The organism is Mucilaginibacter psychrotolerans (assembly GCF_004519315.1).
GTDB lineage: Bacteria > Bacteroidota > Bacteroidia > Sphingobacteriales > Sphingobacteriaceae > Mucilaginibacter > Mucilaginibacter psychrotolerans.
On the sequence record NZ_SOZE01000053.1, the window covers coordinates 1 to 21,301 of the forward strand.

13 protein-coding genes are annotated in these 21,301 nt (G+C 45.7%); 10 read left to right on the top strand and 3 right to left on the bottom strand.

Annotated elements, in window-relative coordinates; translation table 11 throughout:
* Window positions 1–427 precede the first annotated feature (427 nt).
* Complete coding sequence (locus tag E2R66_RS27030; protein ID WP_133236819.1) at window positions 428–1,750, top strand: serine hydrolase domain-containing protein; 1,323 nt, start codon at window positions 428–430, stop codon at window positions 1,748–1,750.
* Window positions 1,751–1,775: 25 nt separating this feature from the next.
* Here the strand turns inward: E2R66_RS27030 and E2R66_RS27035 are convergent, their stop codons facing one another.
* From E2R66_RS27035 to E2R66_RS27045, 3 genes are all read right to left on the bottom strand, one after another.
* Window positions 1,776–1,964 carry a hypothetical protein gene (locus tag E2R66_RS27035; RefSeq protein ID WP_133236817.1) on the bottom strand — a complete coding sequence of 63 codons (189 nt, stop codon included), beginning with the start codon at window positions 1,962–1,964 and terminating at the stop codon, window positions 1,776–1,778.
* Between the two features lie 182 nt (window positions 1,965–2,146).
* Window positions 2,147–3,007 (bottom strand): YitT family protein, encoded by an 861-nt coding sequence (locus E2R66_RS27040; protein ID WP_133236815.1) that lies wholly within the window; start codon window positions 3,005–3,007, stop codon window positions 2,147–2,149.
* Window positions 3,008–3,136: 129 nt separating this feature from the next.
* Window positions 3,137–3,898 carry an NUDIX hydrolase gene (locus E2R66_RS27045; protein WP_133236813.1) on the bottom strand — a complete coding sequence of 254 codons (762 nt, stop codon included), beginning with the start codon at window positions 3,896–3,898 and terminating at the stop codon, window positions 3,137–3,139.
* A gap of 181 nt (window positions 3,899–4,079) precedes the next feature.
* Here E2R66_RS27045 and bglX point away from each other — a divergent pair, with 181 nt between their 5' ends.
* The 9 genes from bglX (at window position 4,080) to E2R66_RS27085 (ending at window position 21,184) form a co-directional block, all read left to right on the top strand.
* Window positions 4,080–6,389, top strand: coding sequence for a beta-glucosidase BglX (gene bglX / locus E2R66_RS27050; RefSeq protein ID WP_133236811.1), 2,310 nt, complete (start codon window positions 4,080–4,082; stop codon window positions 6,387–6,389).
* A gap of 792 nt (window positions 6,390–7,181) precedes the next feature.
* Window positions 7,182–10,376, top strand: a complete 3,195-nt coding sequence (locus E2R66_RS27055) for a SusC/RagA family TonB-linked outer membrane protein (RefSeq protein ID WP_204986002.1) — start codon at window positions 7,182–7,184, stop codon at window positions 10,374–10,376.
* A gap of 27 nt (window positions 10,377–10,403) precedes the next feature.
* Window positions 10,404–12,221: a RagB/SusD family nutrient uptake outer membrane protein gene (locus E2R66_RS27060; protein ID WP_133236809.1), complete on the top strand. Its 1,818-nt coding sequence runs from the start codon at window positions 10,404–10,406 to the stop codon at window positions 12,219–12,221.
* 90 nt (window positions 12,222–12,311) lie between these two features.
* A complete protein-coding gene (locus tag E2R66_RS27065) occupies window positions 12,312–15,884 on the top strand; it encodes a VCBS repeat-containing protein (protein ID WP_133236807.1) in 3,573 nt (1,190 codons plus the stop codon).
* Between the two features lie 17 nt (window positions 15,885–15,901).
* The gene (locus E2R66_RS27070; RefSeq protein WP_133236805.1) at window positions 15,902–17,221 is read left to right on the top strand and encodes a vanadium-dependent haloperoxidase; all 1,320 of its coding nucleotides are present in this window, start codon (window positions 15,902–15,904) and stop codon (window positions 17,219–17,221) included.
* Between the two features lie 29 nt (window positions 17,222–17,250).
* Entirely contained in the window at window positions 17,251–18,795 is a 1,545-nt protein-coding gene (locus tag E2R66_RS27075) for an FG-GAP repeat domain-containing protein (RefSeq protein WP_133236803.1), read from the top strand.
* A 39-nt stretch (window positions 18,796–18,834) separates the two neighbouring features.
* Window positions 18,835–20,385 carry an FG-GAP repeat domain-containing protein gene (locus E2R66_RS27080; RefSeq protein WP_133236801.1) on the top strand — a complete coding sequence of 517 codons (1,551 nt, stop codon included), beginning with the start codon at window positions 18,835–18,837 and terminating at the stop codon, window positions 20,383–20,385.
* A gap of 216 nt (window positions 20,386–20,601) precedes the next feature.
* Window positions 20,602–20,760, top strand: coding sequence for a hypothetical protein (locus E2R66_RS28605; protein ID WP_158288521.1), 159 nt, complete (start codon window positions 20,602–20,604; stop codon window positions 20,758–20,760).
* On the top strand, window positions 20,744–21,184 hold the full coding sequence (locus E2R66_RS27085; RefSeq protein ID WP_134737971.1) for a DUF6169 family protein: 441 nt from the start codon (window positions 20,744–20,746) through the stop codon (window positions 21,182–21,184). The genes E2R66_RS28605 and E2R66_RS27085 overlap by 17 nt, the downstream gene beginning before the upstream one ends.
* Window positions 21,185–21,301 lie beyond the last annotated feature (117 nt).

Here is a 21,301-nt window from a genome sequence, read left to right on the forward strand (position 1 = left end):
CGAAAAAACCGACATCCAGAGAGCCAACAAAGTAAGGTCAACAAAGGGCTTGCTTGTACATGTCTTTGGCAAAATTGCCGCTGCCTTTATTTACCTAATATTTAACTCTTGATTCGCATTATTAATATATAAGTATAAATATATAAGATGTTTAATGAAGTTCAGTTGTCTGATGCGAAAAATTCGACATGATTTCGGATAGAGTCATCGGGGGAATTATGGCATTGCCTTCGGCCCGGGTGTTCCGCTCATACGCGCACATGGCCTTATTCACAGGCCGGTATCCGCTGCACCCCCTAATGCGGAACGACGTAAAGCCACAATATTTTCTCCCTCCCAACCCCGCCTCATCAGTAATTATTTACCATCTTTGGTAACATCCCTATTGATACTCCGTCCAAACAATACGCTTTAAAAATCTACCCCAATGATCAAAAATCTACTCGCCCTTGCATTGTTTACGTTATCTGTAGGTACTGCGGTTAACGCTCAAACCCTCAATAAACCCAAACTCGATAGCCTACTGGATGTGCTGGCGGCCAATAATAAAACCATGGGTAGCCTGGCCATATCGGTAGATGGTAAAATTATTTACCAAAAGTCAGTAGGCCACCTTGCGGTCGATGCTAAAACACCGGCAGATGCACATACCAAATACCGTATCGGTTCTATCAGTAAAGTATTTACGGGCGTTATTACTTTTCAGCTGATTGAAGAAAAAAAGCTTACGCTGGAAACCACGCTGGATAGATTTTACCCGCAAATCCCTAACGCCGCAAAAATTACCATCGCCCAATTGCTTAGCCACCATAGCGGTTTATTCAATTTTACTAACGACCCTGCATTTGGTTCCTACATGACTACCCCCACCACGCACGAGCATCTACTAACGAAAATTGCCGCCTTCAAGCCCGATTTTGAACCCGGTGCTAAATACGCTTACAGCAATACCAACTTTCTCCTGCTGAGTTATATTATCGAAAAAATAACAGGCAAGCCTTATGCCGAAGTGGTTAAGAAACGCATTATTGATAAAATTGGCTTAAAAGACACCTATTACGGCGGCAAAATAAATGTAGCCGCAAACGAAGCTTTATCATATAACTACGCCGGAAGCTGGAAATTAATGCCCGAAAGCGATATGAGCATACCCACCGGCGCAGGGGCTATGGTGTCCACACCTTCCGATCTCGATAAATTCATTGAAGCACTTTTTGCCGGGAAATTGATCAAAGCGGCAAGCCTGGAGCAAATGAAACCCACTACCGAAAACTATGGCATGGCCATGCACAAAATGCTGTTTAAAGATAAAACAGGTTACGGCCATGGAGGCGTTATCGACGGTTTCCTGTCGTCATTGGCTTATTTCCCCGAGGATAAGCTGGCCATATCGTACACTAAAAATGGGGGCAGCTATTCGCCGGATGAGGTATTGAAAGGGGCATTGGCAATCTATTTTAACCAGTCATACGTCATCCCTTCCTTTGTAACTGCCAAGGCCGAAAGCCTGGATAAGTACACCGGTGTGTACGCCTGCCCGGCTTTACCCATAAAAATAACGGTAACAAAAGATGGCAGCACACTTATTGCCCAGGCTACTGGTCAGGGTGCTTTTCCGCTGGATGCAACCACCACGCCAGATAAGTTTGTGTTTGATGCAGCAGGGATAGTGATGGAATTTAAGCCTGCTGATGGCCAATTTACCTTAAAGCAAGGTGGCGGCGAATACGTTTTTACCAAAGAAAAGTAAAGTCGGCCTTAACTGCAGTTCGGTGTTATTCGAACTGTAGTTCCCAGTTGTCTTCGCCGCCATCTACCATCCTGAAGATGGTTTTCTCTACCGAATATTTGCCATCTGATGATTGCAGGGTTACGGTGTCATGATCGTGATAAGTACTTGTTTCTTTGGGTACCATTAAGGCGGACATGTCTTCGGGGTTGCCGTTTACGATGATTGTTTTCACGATGGTTTGCTTTAAGTTTATAGCAGGACAACACGCGCGGGCGGGATAAGTTTTGAACTATTGTAGAGACGCAAGATATTTGTGTCGCAAAGCTGCCTCTGAGACGGTTAAGATTTGACAACTTTCAAAAAGTTGTCAAATCTCTCGGTCATGAATAAGTCTTGATTCTTGTCTCTTGATTCCTAATGCCCTTTCTTCCTTTTCAACAAACCTCCAGTGGTATCATCCACGCTTTGCTGTACAATGAAGGCCTGTGGGTCTATATTCAATATCTCACGTTTTATTAAGGGTACTTCCAAGCGGGTGGCGACTGTAAAAATGATTTCTCGCGGCGAATTGATGTGCCCGTCTTTACCGTAGCCGCTTTTGCCCTGGTACACGGTTACGCCGCGGCCAAGGTTTTGGGTAATGGCCTTGCGTATTTCTTCGCCCTTGGCCGATACTACCGTCATGCCGGTGTATTGCTCCAAACCGTTCAATATCAAATCAATCATTTTGGATGCAGAGAGATAGGTGAGTATAGAATATAAGCCCTGTTCTACGCTCAAAACATAAATGGCTGCCATAAAGATGAATACGTTGAGCGTAAGTATCACGTCGCTTACGCGTACGATCTGGCTTTTTTTGCTCACCAGCACTGCTGCAATTTCTGTACCATCAAGCACTGCGCCGCCGCGTATGGCCAGCCCAATGCCCGCGCCAATGAACACGCCACCAAACACGGCGGTAAGCAACTTATCGGGCGTAACATCGGGGAATTTTACAAAGGCTAACACCAATGCCAGCCCGCCTATGGCCAGCGCGCTGCGGATGGCAAAATTAAGCCCAAGCTTGCGGTAACCTAAAAAAATGAAGGGAACGTTGATGATAAAAATCAGGATGGGCAGGGGGAGGTGCGTAACGTCGGCCACTAAAATGGCAATACCGGTTACTCCACCGTCAATAAAATGGCTTGGCAGCAAAAAACCTTTAAGCCCCATACCGGCAGAGAATATGCCCAAAATAACTAAAACGGTGTCAATTAGTGCAGATTTGTATTTCATAAGCGTAGTGTAGATGTGCGCTTAAGGTAGGAAAAAAATCTGGCACGCCCCCTCTAAATCTCCCCCGGTAGGGGAGACTTTTGAAATTTCTTAAGGCCCTCCCTTTCGGGGAGGGTTTGGGTGGGGCACCTACCACCCGCTCTTCAAGCCCTCTTTCAGGGCTGCCTGATAATTCTCCAGATCGAACGAATAAAGGTAAGGGGCTTTATGCGCGCCGCCTTTGCGGGTTTGAGGCAGCTTGTTCAATATACCAAAGCCGAGAATACGGCGCTGGAAGTTACGCCTGTCGAGCTTTTTGCCCAGTATGGTTTCGTAAAGCTTTTGCAACTCGGGCATCGTAAATTCCTTAGGCATTAGGTTATAGCCTATAGGCTGGTAGCTAAGCTGCAAACGTAAGGTATCCAGCGCGGTGTTAAATATCAATTCATGATCAAGCAAAAATACAGGCAGGTCGTTAACATCGCGCCAGGCACAAAGCTCGCTGAATTCATCTGGGGTAGGTATGGCATCAGAAAAATCTACTAACGCATAGTAGCCGATGGATATAAAGCGGTGCGAGAAGAAGTTCCGCTCTTTAGGTACCATATCGTTGTACTGCTCGTTGTGTTGCCGGTTGCGGTCAGGGTCGCCAAATACATGAAACTGTTTCAAAAAAACCTTATCAATGCCGGTCCGGGTAGCCAATATGCGGTTAGCAGCGGTATCTATAGGTTCTCTTTTCTGCACAAAGCCGCCCGGCAACTGCCAGCCTTCCTCATTCTTGCTTTTCAGCATCAGCACCTTCATCTGCCCCTCATGAAAACCAAACACCACGCAATCTATAGAGATATGGTCCAGGTAAAGCTCAAGGGCATCGGCAGAAAATTTTTCCAGTTCTTCTTTAGTCAACATTTGTACTATTATACGAAAATACTTTGATTGTTTAAATTTAATATCTACAATTGTGTACCAATTACACCATTTATCAATACTTATTTAAGCGTCAATAATAACCAATAAGTTTAACAAACTGTTATTGGGATAGCATATCCCGCCGTGTTCATTTTGGCAAAATATAAATTAAGCTAGCGCAATGAAAATTTTATTTACAAAAAAACCTCTTTTAAAGATAGCGGCTGCGGTTATGATCGCGCTGCCCTTAGGCAATGCCACGGCCCAACAGCCAAAGCCCGATGCCAGGATGGATGCCTTTATCAATGCGTTGATGAAGAAGATGACCGTCGACGAAAAGATTGGCCAGCTTAACCTGGTTACCAGCGGTATGGCCATCACCGGTTCGGTTACCAATAATGGGGTGGATAATGGCATTGCTAACGGACATATTGGCGGCATTTTCGGCTTATACGGCATAGAAAATGTGCGCAAGGCGCAACAGCTGGCTGTAAAAAATAGCCGCTTGCATATACCTTTAATATTTGGGTTAGATGTAATACACGGGCACCGCACCATTTTCCCTATCCCGCTGGGCATGTCGGCCACGTGGGATTTACCTTTGATACAGAATGCCGCACATATTGCCGCAAAAGAAGCCACTGCTGAGGGCCTTAACTGGGTGTTTTCGCCGATGGTGGATATTGCGCGCGATGCACGCTGGGGCCGCATATCAGAAGGTAGCGGGGAAGACCCTTTCCTGGGCGGGAAGATAGCCGGCGCAATGGTAAGAGGCTACCAGGGTACAAGCCTGCGTAACGCCGATGCTGTTATTGCCTGCGTAAAGCACTTTGCTTTATACGGTGGGGCAGAGGCTGGTCGCGAATACAATACGGTTGACATGAGCCGCCTGCAGATGTACCAGGATTACCTGCCGCCTTATAAAGCAGCAGTAGATGCCGGCGCGGGCAGTATCATGAGTTCGTTCAACACGGTGGATGGTATCCCCTCAACGGGCAATAAATGGCTGCTTACCGATCTGTTGCGCAAACAATGGGGCTTTAAAGGTTTTGTGGTGAGCGATTATACGTCGCTGAGCGAAATGACCAACCACGGCCTGGGCGATCTGCCGCAGGTATCGGCAATTGCTTTGAAAGCGGGCCTGGATATGGATATGGTAGCCGAAGGTTTCCTGAACACCTTGAAGAAATCCTTACAGCAGGGCAAAGTAACTCAGGGCGAGATAGACCTGGCTTGCCGCCGCGTATTGGAGGCAAAGTACAAACTGGGCTTGTTTGATAACCCATACAAATCCCTTAATGCCGATAATGAACGTAAAGACGTATTTACCGATGATAACCGCAAAGCGGCACGTATAGCCGCCGAGCACTCGTTTGTGCTGCTGAAAAACGCCGGCCAGATATTGCCGCTTAAAAAGTCGGGCGGCACTATTGCCGTTGTTGGCCCGCTGGCAGATAACAAACGCGATATGCTGGGTACCTGGGTTATTGCCGGCGAGTGGGAAAAATCGGTAAGCGTATTAGAAGGGATTAAGCATATGGTAGGCGATAACGTAAAGCTCCTTTACGCTAAGGGATCTAACATTACCGATGATACCGAGTTTATGAAACGCCTGAATTTTGGGCCTGACATGGTATCTTTGGATACCCGCACCCCGCAGGAAATGATAGATGAAGCGGTTAACACCGCAAAAAAAGCGGATATTATTGTAGCTGTAGTGGGCGAAAGCCAAAGCATGAGCGGCGAATCGTCCAGCCGGTCAGACATTAGCATCCCCGAGAGCCAGAAGAATTTGCTAAAAGCGCTTGCTAAATTAGGCAAACCCATCGTAATGGTACTATTTAATGGCAGGCCGCTTACCCTAACCTGGGAAAACGAGAATGCAGCAGCTATATTAGATGTTTGGGCACCGGGCACCGAAGCAGGTAACGCCATTGGCGAAGTGCTGTTTGGCAACTACAATCCATCGGGCAAGCTTACCGCAACCTTCCCGCGCAGCGTGGGGCAGATACCTATATATTATAACCACAAAAATACCGGCCGCCCTTATACCGATGGCCCAACCAAATTCAAATCCAATTACCTCGATATTTCTAACGATCCGCTGTTTCCGTTCGGTTATGGCTTAAGTTATACCAGCTTTAGCTACAGCGACGTAAAACTTAATAAAACAAATTTAAAAGGTAACGTAACTTTAACCGCAACAGTTACCATAACCAACACCGGCAGCTATGCGGGCGAAGAAGTAGTGCAGCTTTACATCAGCGACCCGGTAGCCAGCATATCGCGCTCGGTAAAAGAACTGAAAGATTTCAGGAAGCTTAAACTGGCAGCAGGAGAGGTTAAAGAGGTTACGTTCAGTATCACAACCGAGCAATTGAAGTTTTATAACAGCCAGTTGAAGTACGATTGGGAGCCGGGCGAATTTGTAATACAAATCGGCACGAATTCGGCCGATACGCATAGTGCTAAGGTAAACTGGCTAAAATAACTGATGCCCTAATGGTTAAACACGGCTTATAAAAATGATTGCAAAATATGCCATTGTACAACGCAATGGCATATTTTGTTTATAAAACCCTTAAAACCATTTCCAGAAACGCTACACTTTTGCGCTAAAATCCCTTGCAGGTTAAAAAATAAAAAATTAACAAAAAAATAACCTCCCGGTAATTTGCGCTGATGGACGGCAGGTAAAAAGAGAGGCAATTTTCAAAAAAAAAGCACCCGCGTTAAAATTTAGAGGCTCCGCAAAACAAAAAGTTCAGCATTTGATATAAAAAGTGCTTTATAACAACTTTTTTACATTGTTAAGTTTTTATCAATAAGCCTTAATCGTTAACAGGTGATTAATAAAGTTTTTAAAAATTGTAAATTATCCTGCCAAACTTCTTAAAAAATAAATAATTCATAATTCTATATAACAAACTTGTGTAACCTGTACACTCTGTTTATATTAGATGCAGTACCATTATAAACTTTTCTGTAATTAGAAAAGCAACAAAATTTCGGGGATTTGAAAAGCATGATGCGGTCGTCAAGACGGGTCGTGCAATTGTAAACAGGAAAAAAATTAGACAGGGTAGTATCGTTATATGATTAAACTTCTACAAAATTTTCTTTTTCACAACTTCATGTATAAAGGGAATCTCACCCCTTTAGTGAAAGAAAACTGTTCGGGTTTTTTCGTATGCCTTCCTATTCTTAGTTACAAGCCCAAAATCATACACTAATGTAACCAAGATCTTAAATCAAATATATTAATCAACTAAATCTCAATCTCATGTTTAAAAGTTTACTCCTTAAAGGAAGAGTATTGTGCGTGCTATTATGCTGCATGGTTTCTTCATTGGTAGTTCAAGCCCAAACAAAACACACCGGCCGTGTAACAGGCAGCGATGACAAGCTGCCCGTTGTTGGCGCCAGCGTGCGTATCAAGGGCACATCTACCGGTACACAAACCGACGTTAACGGGCAGTTTACCATTAATGTAAGCGCCGGTAATGTTCTGGTGGTTTCTTACCTTGGGTACACCACCCAGGAAGTTACAGTAGGTGCAAGTGAAAACATCAGCATCGTACTGCAGGTAGCCGCCAATAGCCTTAACGAAGTTGTTGTAACGGGCTACACCTCGCAACGTAAAAAGGACATCTCCGGTTCGGTTGCAACGGTAGATGTGGCACAGGCCATCAAAGTGCCTGCAAGCAGTTCCGATCAATTGCTGCAGGGCCAGGCATCAGGTGTTACCGTAGTTACCCAGGGTTCTCCTGGTGCAGGTGCACAAATCCTTATCCGTGGTATCTCCAACTTCGCAAATTCTTCACCGTTAATTATTATTGATGGTGTGCAGGGTGGCGATTTAGGTAACGTTAACCCTAACGATATCGAGTCTATGTCGGTATTGAAAGATGCGGGTGCCGCAGCTATCTACGGTATTGCGGGTGGTAACGGTGTTGTTATTGTTACAACCAAAAAAGGTAAAGCAGGTAAATCGTCTATCACTTATGATGGCTACTACGGCACACAAAGGCCTTTAGGTGGTAATCCTTTCAATGTGTTAAACGCACAGGATTACTTAACCTTAGTTAAAAAGGTAGATCCTACAAATAGCTTATTTTTAGCTGATGGCTCTATCGCAGCTTACGGAGCACAGGGCCCGGGCGTAAAAGGCAACTTTGCAGCCGGCGATCCGAAGGTAGATCCTTCTAAATACCGTTTTGATGTATTTAACCCAAACAACGATTACCTTATCCAGAAGTACGATAATGGCCAGGGTACCGATTGGTTCCATGCGGTGTTCAAACCGGCTACTATGCAACAGCATACGGTAAGCGCACAGGGTGCGAATGATAAAAACGCCTATTACTTCTCTGCAGGTTACCTCGATCAGCAAGGTACGTTGATTAATACCTACTTCAAGAGGGCTACTACGCGTATCAACACTACCTTCAATATCAAAGATCACTTCCGTTTTGGTGAAAACGCTTCGTTGTTCTACACACTGTCTCCAAACGGCCAGGGTACTATCCCGGGCGGTAACCAGGGCGAAGGTAACTCCATATCCGAAGTTTACCGTATAGAGCCGCAGATACCTATTTATGATATCTCTGGTAAGCAATATGGCGGTACATGGGCAGGCCCAACTTCTTTAGGTAACGCTGTTAACCCTGTAGCTACGCAGGACAGGCAGAAATACAACACCGTTAAAAACTGGAACATACAAGGTACAGTATTTGCCGAAGCAGATTTCTTAAAGCACTTTACTGCACGTACAGCTTTTAGCGGTACTGTTAACAACCAGGAAAATTACAGCATCAACTACAGGCCGTATGATAGCGGTGAAGGCCATGGTGGTACCGAAAGCTTTAGCGAAAACGCCAGCTACTACAATAACTATAACTGGAGTAACACGGTGGTTTATAACCAGGCATTTGGTAAACATAAAGTTAACTTCCTGGCAGGTTATGAGCAAAGGGAAGAATTTGGCCGTGGCGTAGGTGGTAACGTTGTTAGCTTGCCGTCTTTAGACCCGGCTTTCGTTACCTTATCTGGCGGTACAGGTTCGTTAACAGCATACAGCTATAACGCACAGCCTATTACTCACCAGTCTTTTTTTGGTAAATTAGATTATTCGTATAACGAAAAATACTATATATCGGCTACATTACGCCGTGATGGTTCATCAAGGTTCGCAGCAGGCCACAACATAGGTTACTTCCCGGCCGTATCAGCAGCATGGAACGTAACTCAGGAAGACTTTGCAAAAGGCATCAACTGGTTAAATTCGTTAAAACTGCGCGGAAGCTACGGTGTTTCGGGTTTTGATAATAACGTGTCGCCATCAAATGCTTTCTCTTTGTATAGTCTGGATAAAGGTTCATCGTTTTACGATATCACAGGTTCAAGCAACAGCATACAGCAAGGTTTCTTCAACAGTACTATCGGTAACGCATCTACTACCTGGGAAAGGGATTACATCGCCAACATAGGTTTCGATGCAACGTTGTTCAATAAATTGAACCTATCAATCGAGTATTACCAAAAAAGATCTACAAACTTATTGTTCGCCCCGGCATTACCAGCAACAACAGGTGGTGCAAGTCAGCCTTCTATCAACACAGGCGAAGTACGTAACAAAGGTTTCGATATATCGGCTAGTTACCGCGATAAGATCGGTAGCGATTTGAATTTCAACGTTGGGCTTACGCTTACTACTTACAAAAACAACATTTACGATATACCAAATCCTTTCACTGTTGTTGGCAGCCGTATCGGCGATATCTCCCGCCAGGCTGAAGGCCACCCGGTAGGTTCGTTCTATGGGTATGATGTAATCGGTTATTTCGCTTCAGCTGCTGATGTAGCTGCTTCGCCAACACAGAATGATGCAGCTCCAGGCCGCTTCAAATACCGCGATGTTAACGGCGATAAAAAAATTACCGCTGATGACCGTACCTACTTTGGTAACCCTAACCCGGATTTTACTTACGGTGTTAACTTAGGCTTGAACTATAAAAACTTTGATTTAAGCGCTAACTTCTATGGCTCACAAGGTAACGACAACTTTAACTACACCAAATACTGGACTAACTTCTACAGTTCATTAACCGGTAACAAAGGTAACGACCTGTTGTACAACTCTTGGAGCCCAACCAACCTTAACCCTAAAGCACCAATTGCAGAAGCTGCAAGTACCTTTAGTAGTGCAGGTGTGGTTAACTCTTACTACCTGGAAAATGGTTCGTTCCTGAAACTGAAACAGGTACAAGTAGGTTACACCTTTAAATCGGGCCTTAAGCAAATTGGTGCTGATAAATTAAACGTATATATACAAGCTGTAAATCCGTTTACCATTACCAAATACACAGGTTTAGATCCAGAATTGCAGGCCGTTACAGGTAACAGCAGTGGCGTGGATTTCGGTAACTACCCAACCACCGAGCGTAAGTTTATCATTGGTGTACGCGCAACATTTTAATTAGAAGGATTTTAAAAAATTTTAAATATGAAAAAATTAAATCACAAATTGATCATTGTGGGCTCCATTGCCACCCTTGCCTTCTCTTTGTCGTGTAAGAAGTTTTTGGAACAAACGCCCACAGGTTCGCTAAATCAAATCGTTTTAGCAAATAAAGCAGGTGTAGATGGCTTGTTGATAGGTGCTTACGCATTGGTAGATGGTGTTTACAACGGGCAGGCCGGTGCAACCTGGTCTACAGGTACTGATAACTGGATTTATGGTAGCGTTGGTGGTGATGATGCGCACAAAGGTTCAACCCCTGGTGACCAGCCAAGTGCCGCAGATATTGAGGCACGTACCATGAACGGTGTTAACGATTACCTGGATCCGAAATGGAGAATGAACTTTGCAGGCGTACAGCGTGCAAATGACGTAATCCGCGAGATACCTTTAGTAAAAGACGGTTCAATGAGTGCAGATAACATTGCTCAGGCAACTGCCGAGGCCCGTTTCCTGCGCGGTTTCTACCACTTTGAACTGGCCAAGTTATGGAGGAATGTACCTTATGCAGATGAAAGTATTACTTATGATGCCGGTAACTACACCGTAGGTAACCCAGGCCCGATATGGGATAAAATTGCTGCCGATTTTGCAGCAGCAGCAGCAGTGTTGCCAGAAACACAGCCACAGGTTGGCCGTGCAAACAAATGGGCAGCTAAAGCTTTCCAGGCAAAAGCGTTATTGTACGATCATAAATACGCCGAAGCGCTTACCATCTTAAAAGATGTTATTGCAAACGGTAAAACTGCAGGTGGTGCTAAATACGCGCTGGTAAAATACGCCGATAACTTCAACCCATCTAAAAAGAACGGGCCAGAAGGTGTATTCGTAGTACAAACATCTGTTAAAGATGGTGCTAACGGCCTAAACGGTAACGCTGGTAGCACGCTTAACTTCGCCGCTGGTGGCCCTGCTTCATGCTGCGGTTTCTTCCAGCCATCGTTCAGCTTTGCTAATGCCTTTAAAACAGATCCGGTTACAGGTTTGCCATTATTGGATACCTACAACAATTCAGATTTGAAGAACGACCAGGGCATCAGTGAGTCTTCCGACTTTACGCCGGCTACAGAAACTGTCGATTCACGTTTAGATTGGTCAGTAGGTCGCAGGGGTATCCCTTACCTTGACTGGGGTATTCACCCGGGAAAAGCATGGGCTCGTGACCAGGACGACGGTGGCCCATACAGCCCTATCAAAAACGTTTACTACCAGGCAGCACAAGCTACAACTTCTGATACTTACGGCGGTTGGGCTGCTAACCAGGCAACATCAAACAGCTACAATGCAATCCGTTTTGCCGACGTAATACTGTGGGCTGCTGAGTGCGAAATTGAAGTTGGTACGCTTGACAATGCATTGGCTTACGTAAACCAGATCCGTACCCGTGCAGCTGATGCTACCGGCTGGGTGCATACTTATGTTGATGCTACTAAACCTACAGGCGGTTACACCAGCACTCCTGCTGCTAACTACAAAGTTGGTTTGTACCCTGCAGGTTCGTTTACCGACAAAGCTACTGCGCGCAAAATCGTTCAGTTTGAACGTCGCCTTGAATTGGGTATGGAAGGTCACCGTTTCTTCGACTTACAGCGTTGGGATGGTATCACCGGCGGCCCAATGGGCAATGGTTTCATGGGTGCCGCGATCAATTTCTATCTTGATCACGAAAACCACGTGCCAAACTTCCCTATCCTGCTGTTGAAACAAGCTAAATTCACAGTTGGTAAAAACGAACTTTATCCAATACCACAGGCTCAGATTGATATTACCGCAGGTAGCATCAAACAAAACCCGGGTTATTAATTCGTAACCAGTACTTTAATTATAAAGAGGGGGAGACTAACATCTCCTCCTCTTTTTTTATATTTTTATATTTGTGTACTATTGAATCCTATGAAACCTGTTAAGCCCATCCTATTCTTGCTGTTTTCTGTCGCTTTTTTTTCGTGTAAAAAGGCCACGCTTTTCGAGGGGATAGAATCGTCGCACTCGGGCATAAAATTCAATAACCTTATCGTAGAGAACGATACCATCAACCCGCTGGATAAGCTGAATATTTATAACGGCGGCGGCGTAGGTATAGGCGACTTTAATAACGATGGCAAGCCCGATATCTATTTTGTGGGCAATGCAGTATCAAACCGTATGTACCTCAATAAAGGCGATATGCAGTTTGACGATGTTACCGATAAAGCCGGCGTAGGCGGCAAAGGCGGATGGGGCAGGGGCGTAGCCGTTGTAGATATCAATAACGATGGCCTGGCCGATATTTACGTGTGCAACACGCTGTTGAACGAACCTGTAAAACGCATGAACCTGCTCTACATCAACCAGGGCGTAGGCAAAGAGGGCATCCCTACATTCAAAGAAGAAGCAAAAGCATACGGGCTTGATATCAACGTACACTCTACCATGGCATCGTTCTTCGATTATGATAACGATGGCGACCTGGATATGTACCTAACCGTAAATGAGGCCCAATCTACCGATAATACCAGCGCTTTCAGGTACCTGGCTACCGATGGTTCGTCGCGCAGTACGGGCAGGCTGTACCGCAACGATTACAACCCTGCGCTAAAGCATCCCGTTTATACCAATGTTTCTAAAGCGGCAGGCATACTGATAGAAGGCTACGGCCACGCAGCCACCATTGCCGATATCAACCGCGATGGCTGGAAAGATATTTATGTTACCAACGATTTTTTGCCCAACAATATCCTCTACATCAACAATCACGACGGTACGTTTACCGACCGCTCTAAAGAATATTTTAAGCATACGGCAACCAGTGCCATGGGCCAGGATATACAGGACATCAACAACGATGGCCTTGCCGATGTGTTTGAGCTGGATATGGATCCCGAGGATAACTACCGAAAAAAGATGTTTATGCCCGGCACCTCATACCAGTTGTACCAAAACTTCGATCATTACGGTTACCAATACCAATACAATCATAACACCCTGCAGCTAAACCAGGGCCCGCGCCTGGGGCAAAACGATTCTATAGGCGCACCTATCTTCAGCGAAGTGGCCTTTTTTAGCGGCGTTGCCCAAACCGACTGGAGCTGGGGGCCAATGATAACCGACTTTGATAACGACGGTTACCGCGATATTGTAGTCACTAACGGCTACCCTCGCGATGTTACCGACCACGATTTTATCGCCTTCCGCGAAGAATCGTTCGCCGTGGCTACCAAAAAACAGGTGCTCGATCAGATACCCATTGTAAAAATACCCAATTATGCTTTCCATAACAACGGTAATCTGGGCTTTGACGATGTAACTAAAAACTGGGGAATGGATATCCCATCCTTCTCTAACGGTTGCGTATATGCCGATTTGGACGGCGACGGGGCTATGGATATGATCATCAATAATATAGATGACGAACCTTTCCTGTATCGGAACACCTCGCGCGATAAGGAGAAAGCTGATAACCATTTCTTACAGGTTCAATTTAAAGGCGGGCCCCAAAATTTGGGCGGCATAGGTGCCTGGGCCGATATATACTACAATAAGGGCAAACACCAGGTATATGAGAACACGCCGTTCAGGGGGTACCTTTCTACCATCCAAAATATAGCCCACTTTGGTTTGGGCAAGGTTGATAAGCTCGATTCGGTGGTGATTAAATGGCAAAACGGCAAACAGCAAACGCTGAAGGACGTAAGAACCGACCAAACCCTTGTGGTTGATATCAAAAACGCCGGCGATGGCTATAGTTTTAATACTGCGCCTATCAATCAATCGTCCCTATTTACAGAGGTAACGCGCTCGTTAGGTATCAGCTATAAGCACCAGGCGGATGATTTTATCGATTTTAACATACAGAAACTGCTTTCGCATAAATTATCGGCCTACGCGCCAGCCATTGCCGTTGGCGATGTAGATGGTAACGGCTTCGACGATATGGTTTTGGGCGGCACCGCTAAGTACCCGGCACAGCTGTTTATACAACAGGCAAACGGCAAATTTACCCAACGCAACCTGTTGGCGGCTATTGGCCCCAATGATAAATACCAGGACGAAGGCCTGCTTTTGTTTGATGCCGACGGCGACGGTGATCTTGACCTGTACGCCGCAAGCGGGGGCTACGAAGACGAGTCGGGCTCAAAGTCTTACCAGGATAGGGTTTACGCTAACGATGGTAAGGGCAACTTTACCCTGCAACCCAACGCCCTGCCTGCAAACTTTACCAGCAAGCTGTGTGTAAAGGCGGTAGATTATAACAAAGACGGTTCGCTGGATCTGTTTGTATCGGGCCGTGTTAACCCATGGAATTATCCTAAGCCGGTATCGAGCTTTGTGCTGCGTAACGATAGTAAGAACGGGCAGATAAAGTTTACCGATGCTACCCCAATAGCTGCTAAAGGACTGAATAACATAGGTTTGGTATGCGATGCCGCCTTTACCGATTACGATAACGATGGCTGGCCCGACCTGGTGCTCACCGGCGAATGGATGCCCGTAACCTTCCTGAAAAACGATCATGGCGTATTCAAAAACGAAACGCCAACCACTGGCATTGCCGATAAATTGGGCTGGTGGAACACCATTGCTGGCGGCGATTTTGATCACGATGGCGATATAGATTATATTGTAGGCAATACTGGCACAAACACCTTTTACAAAGCCAGTGATCAGTATCCGGTATATATCACCGCTAAGGATTTTGATAACAACAACAGTTTTGATGCTTTTCCGTCGTTGTTTTTAAAAGACCGCGAGGGCAAGATGCAGGAGTTCCCGGCCCATACGCGCGAGGATATTGTTAAGCAAATGATCAGCATGCGTGTGCGGTATCAAAACTATAAATCATTCGCGGTATCAACCATGGATTCGGTACTTACGCCCGCTATGCGCAAAGGGGCTATCAGGTTAAAAGCTAATACCTTACAATCGGTTTACCTACGTAACGATGGCCATGGCAAATTCAGGATGTTGCCGCTGCCGGCCGAGGCGCAAATATCGCAGTTGGCAGGTATCGTGATAGATGATTTCGACGGCGATGGTAACCTTGATGTGGCACTAAACGGCAACGATTACGGCACCGAAGTAAGCACCGGTCGTTATGATGCGTTTAACGGCTTGCTGCTAAAAGGCGATGGTAAGGGCGGCTTTAAACCTTTATCCATTATGCAAAGCGGTATTTATATCCCGGGCGATGGCAAGGCGCTGGTGAAATTGCGTGGAGCGGGCGGGCAGTACTTACTTGCTGCCAGCCAGTTTAGAGGTGCCCTGAAAATATTCGAACTGAAGAAGCCCGTGCAAACCATTGCTTTGCAGCCAACTGACATGTTTGCCACCATCAGGTATAAAAGCGGGACAACTGCAAAACAAGAATTTTATAATGGACAATCCTTCTTGTCACAGTCGGGCAGATTTTTTAATATTGATGCTTCAATGGCTTCGGTGGCCGTAACCGATATTGCTGGCCACAAAAGGAGCATACCAATTAAATAACCTATTGCATTTAAATTATGAGATACTTTAAAGTATTATTTGTAGCCGCGTTTTGTCTGGTTATAGCGGGCTGCGTTAACAAACCCAAAATAGCCCTTAAAAGCGATGCCGATGTACTGCACGAAAATGTAGACCAGTTAACCCAGGTGATCATATATGATGTGTTTACGCCGCCCGTTGCCAGCCGCATATACGGCTATACCTCGCTGGCTGCCTACGAAGCCATGCGGTATGCAGACCCCAAATACAACTCCATAACGAGCCAGTTAAGAGGATTCAAAAAAATGCCCGAGCCCGAAAAAGGCAAAAAGTACAACTATGCTCTTGCTGCTACCAAGGCTTTTTTCACCGTAGCGCATAAGGTAACTTTCTCTGTAGATACCCTAAAGAAATACGAAACAAAGGTATTTGCCATGTACCAGGACAACCTGGATACAGCAGAGTTTTCGCGCTCTGTTGATTTGGGGGAGAAGATAGGCAAAGCCGTACTGGCCCGCGCCGCATTTGATAATTATCCGCAAACGCGTGGCAAACCGCGCTTTATAGGCAGCAGCGACCCTGGGAAATGGCGCCCTACTGCACCTGATTATTTGGATGGCGTTGAATATTGCTGGGGTACCATGCACACTTTCGCTATCGACACGTCAACGCAATTTAAACTGCCGCCGCCGCCACCTTTCAGCACAGATAAAAACAGCGAATTTTATAAGCAGAATGTAGCGGTTTATGAGCTTAGCAAGAAACTGACGCCCGAGCAGATAGAGATTGCCCGTTTTTGGGACGATAACCCATTCGTAATCACGCACCAGGGGCATTTGATGTTCGTGAACAAGAAGATTACGCCGGGTGGGCACTGGATAGGCATCACCGCCATAGCCTGTAAAAAAACAAAAGCCGATGGCGTAAAAACCGCGCAGGCATACGCCTTAACCTCTATTGCCCTGTTCGATGCCTTTATAACCGGCTGGCAGGTTAAATATGATACACGGTACATCAGGCCGGTAACCGTTATCAACGAAAAAATCGACCAGAAATGGTTGCCTATGCTGCAAACCCCGCCATTCCCCGAGTATCCAAGCGGGCACAGTGATATCAGCGCTGCATCTGCCGTAATACTTACGCATTTATTTGGCGATAATTTTGAATACGACGATACCAGCGACCTGCGTTATATTGGTATGCAGCGCCATTTTAAATCGTTTTTAAAGGCATCCGATGAAACATCCGTCAGTCGATACTACGGAGGTATCCATTACCTTAACAGCGTTAACGCAGGTGCCGAACAAGGCAAGCAGGTTGGCGAATATATCTGGAACAAGCTAAAGCTGACGAATTAATTAAGACAGCGTTACTTTTAACATCAAAAATGAAAAGGACCCTTTTGTTTACCTCCTGCATACTTTCAGGAGTATTAGTATTATCCATAAGCGCCATTTTCAATAGCTGCAAAAGCAACGTAGGGCGAACATATGAGCTAACCGGTGATACTTTGGCCGATGGTAAAGCATTGGTACAGCAACATTGCACCAAATGCCATGCGCTTGTACCGCTTGATGCGCTCACCAAAGACGTTTGGACGGTGCACACCCTGCCTGCCATGGCGCAATATTTTTCGATAAAAACTTACGGCTCCGATTTTTATAAAGACGAAAATGATACCAGCGGCATGAGCTTGCTTAACTGGCAAACCATTGTAGCCTATTACAGGAAAGCGGCCCCGGATACGTTGGTTGCTGCAAAGGCTCCTACGCCATTGTTGAACGACTGGGCGGGCTTTACGCTAAGGAAAGCCGAGCGTGCTTCGGATATTCCGTTTACCTCGATGGTAATGGCTAACCCTAAAACCGGCAATATTTATACGGGCGATGTAGTTACCGGCAATTTAACCGAATTTAACAACCAGCTTAAGCCTATTAACAAAGTAAATTTACCCTCGGCTGCCGTCAATCTTCAGTTTATAGCAGATTCTGCAGGGGTAAACCAGGCCATCGTATCGTGCATAGGCCGTATGGATCCGGTTGATTTCCCTAACGGTCGCGTATTTAAGGTTAATCTGGGCAGTACGCTAAAGCTTAATCAATTAGAAACCGACTTGCCACGACCCATACAAACCTTAAGTGCCGATTTTGATAAGGATGGTAAACAGGAAGTAGTGATATGCGCCCAGGGCTTCCACACGGGAGGTGTTTACCTGCTTAGGCATAGCGCCGATGGCAAGGGGTATAAGCGCACTTCCATTGCCGATTGGCCGGGCGCGGTGCAGGCCATTACCGGTGATTTCAACAACGATGGCTGGGCCGATTTAATGGTGCTTTACGGCACCGGCGATGAGGGCCTTGCCATGTACATCAACAATAAAAAGGGTGGTTTTGAGGCTACGGAGTTAATAAAATTCCCACCTACCAATAGTTCTACAAGCTTCCAGTTGGCAGATATCGACCACGATGGCGATTTGGATTTGGTTTACACCTGCGGCTACAATTTCCACGATTCGCGCATCCTGAAGCCTTACCATGGCTTATATATTTACGAGAACACGGGCAAATTCAGCTTTAAGCAAAAATGGTTTTACCCCATTAATGGCTGTAGCAAAGCCATAGCGGCTGATTTTGATAGCGACGGTGACCTGGATATTGCTACCATTGCCTTTTTTGCCGACATGAAAGATAAGCCTGCCGAAGAATTTATTTATTTTGAGCAGGACAAAGCGTTACAGTTTAAGCCGCATGCCATTCCGGTAAGCAAACTGGGCCGTTGGATGGCCATGGATGTTGCCGATGTAAACCACGATGGCAAGCCCGATATATTATTGGCCAACTATGCTACCGGCTTTTTGTTTCAGCCGAATTTTGCACCAAATTGGGATGAGCACACACCGTTCATTGTGTTAGAGAACCATACAAAAAAATAGGACAAAATATTAAAGCGTACCTGTTGAGCAAGCGAATTGATGTTAAAGAAAAATAGGGTATCTGCAAATAAACTAGCCTTTTTTATAGCCGCAGTAACAACTGCGGCTATAATTTTTTTTTACGGATGCACTAACACGCCACACGTAAACACCCCGGCAGAGAACATTGCCGATGGCAAAGTGCTGAGTTTGCAATACTGCAAAAGCTGCCACCAATACCCCGATCCCTCACTTTTGGATAAAGCCACCTGGGAAAATGGCATCATGCCTCAAATGGCCCTGCGCCTTGGCATACAGCAGGAAATGGGGCAGTACTATGTAGACAGCCACTCGGCCATGAGTTTAACCGACTGGCAAAAACTGCGCGATTTTTATAAAAGGGCAGCCCCGCAAAAACTTACCTTGCCCAAACCCGACACCACGACAGATTGGTCCATCTTTGGGCTTAAACTGCCTGCAAAAGTAAACCGCAAGGGATCGCCCGCCATGACTTCTATGATTGCCTTTAATGCTAATGAGGGTAAACTATACACGGGCGATGCGGGCAATAATCTGTTTAGTTGGGATGCAGGCCTGAAGGCAACTTTGGTGAAAAAACTGCCCTCGCCCATATCTTCCGCCAACTTTTTTAAGCAGCCCGATGGCAGCAATACGGGCGTTTTTACCTGCATAGGCGTGCTGCCGCCGAACGACTACCTTAAAGGTCGCCTGCAGCAGTTGACCCTGGGCAAGCCAAAAACAGATACCATGGTACTGGCGGATAGCCTGCCGCGCCCGGTGTTTACCGCCACGGGCGACTTTAATAAGGATGGTCGCAGAGATTATACCGTATGCGGTTATGGCAATACCACCGGCGGGCTGTACCTGGTAGAGCAGCAAGCAGACGGCAACTTCAAAAAGAAAATAATGCGGGCCGTCCCCGGTGCTATACAGGCCGAAGTTGGCGATTTTAACAACGATGGCTGGCCCGATGTGATGTGCCTTTTTGCGCAGGGCGACGAAGGCGTTTGGCTGTTTACCAACGATAAAAAAGGCGGCTTTACCCAACGTAACCTGTTGCATTTCCCGCCGGTTTACGGCAGCAATAGCTTCCAGTTGGCAGATATCAACGGCGACGGAAAGGAGGACATTATTTACACCTGCGGCGACAACAACGATTACAGCAGCATACTGAAACCCTACCATGGCGTGTATGTATTTACCAACCAGGGCAACTTTACGTTTAAGCAAACCTACTTCTACCATATCAATGGAGCATCCAAGGTAATGTCGGCAGATTTTGATGGCGATGGCGATCTGGATATGGCGGTAATTGCTTTCTTCGCCGATTTTAAGAATTACCCTGCCGAAGGTTTTACCTATCTGGAACAAACATCGCCAGGCAAATTTAAGCCGCACCGCGTACCGGTGAGCAAGTATGGCCGCTGGATTGCTATGGAAGTAGCTGATTTAGATGGCGACGGCGATAAAGATATCGTGCTGGGCAATTTCTCCATCTACGGCGATAAGCTTATCAACCAAAAAGATTTCAAACCCAACTGGGATATGTACAACCCCATCATCGTACTGGAAAATAAGGGGAAGAAGTAGTGAGTAGTGAGTGGTGAGTGAGTTGGGGTAAGGAGTCGCCATGCTTGTTTCAGCACCCCATCATAAAAGTAACCACTATGTATAACCATCTGGCACGAGGGCAGGGGCGAGGAGAGAACTTGTGCGGTATGCGAAGGCCTGCGCGTATCAACGGACCTATAGCCCGCAGCTTTTATTGAATTTTGTTTTTAAAACAATATTTAGCTATTTTTGATTGTGAGCACAAAAACACATACCACTCCCAAAAAGCAAAAGGAATCTCCGGTAAATCCCTTCATACAAATGATAGAGGATAAGAAGAGGATTGACAAGGCGACAGAAGAGGGGAAACCATTGTCTACGCTCAAAGGCATTAATTTTGTTAAACCTGTATGATTTAATTCCTTCGATCGAAGGTTTTCAATTTCTTAATCAGGCGCAGGACCTTTACAACGTATATCTAACAACCTACAGTTTACTGGACCCGGATAAGCCCGAAAGCTTGAATTATATCGAGGTTTATATGCTTGGATTCAGTTGTAAACGATTCAATTCGTTAAAGCCAGCTACTTTTGATAAGCGAACAAAAGATACTATATTATACATTTTTGACGGCTTTTTGAAGCAATATCCCGATGATGCGTTCGTGTATATTTGTGATAACAGCGATGGCCGGGCCAGAAATCGCAGGATAACTTTCGGTCGTTGGTTCAACGAAAGCAACACAGTTTATGAGCAGCATCATTTCCATATAAAATACCTGGACACGGACTGGTACAGTACGCTTCTATTCAACAGAAGCAATAATTACAAAAATTAGAATAAGGCGTTTAAGCAACCCATGATTTTTGCAGAAATATTGGTCCGGCCGCAATCATCGTCTTGACAAGGTTATGAAACATATTGTCAGGATACTTAAGCCTGTTGAACCGGTAAC

What these genes read in the sequence shown, in the direction of transcription:
- bglX (WP_133236811.1), top strand. Translation starts at nt 4,080, where the DNA reads ATGAAAATTTTATTTACAAAAAAACCTCTTTTAAAGATAGCGGCTGCG.
- E2R66_RS27060 (WP_133236809.1), top strand. Translation starts at nt 10,404, where the DNA reads ATGAAAAAATTAAATCACAAATTGATCATTGTGGGCTCCATTGCCACC.
- E2R66_RS27075 (WP_133236803.1), top strand. Translation starts at nt 17,251, where the DNA reads ATGAAAAGGACCCTTTTGTTTACCTCCTGCATACTTTCAGGAGTATTA.
- E2R66_RS27030 (WP_133236819.1), top strand. Translation starts at nt 428, where the DNA reads ATGATCAAAAATCTACTCGCCCTTGCATTGTTTACGTTATCTGTAGGT.
- E2R66_RS27040 (WP_133236815.1), bottom strand. Translation starts at nt 3,007, where the DNA reads ATGAAATACAAATCTGCACTAATTGACACCGTTTTAGTTATTTTGGGC.
- E2R66_RS27055 (WP_204986002.1), top strand. Translation starts at nt 7,182, where the DNA reads ATGTTTAAAAGTTTACTCCTTAAAGGAAGAGTATTGTGCGTGCTATTA.
- E2R66_RS27070 (WP_133236805.1), top strand. Translation starts at nt 15,902, where the DNA reads ATGAGATACTTTAAAGTATTATTTGTAGCCGCGTTTTGTCTGGTTATA.
- E2R66_RS27065 (WP_133236807.1), top strand. Translation starts at nt 12,312, where the DNA reads ATGAAACCTGTTAAGCCCATCCTATTCTTGCTGTTTTCTGTCGCTTTT.
- E2R66_RS27045 (WP_133236813.1), bottom strand. Translation starts at nt 3,898, where the DNA reads ATGTTGACTAAAGAAGAACTGGAAAAATTTTCTGCCGATGCCCTTGAG.
- E2R66_RS27080 (WP_133236801.1), top strand. Translation starts at nt 18,835, where the DNA reads ATGTTAAAGAAAAATAGGGTATCTGCAAATAAACTAGCCTTTTTTATA.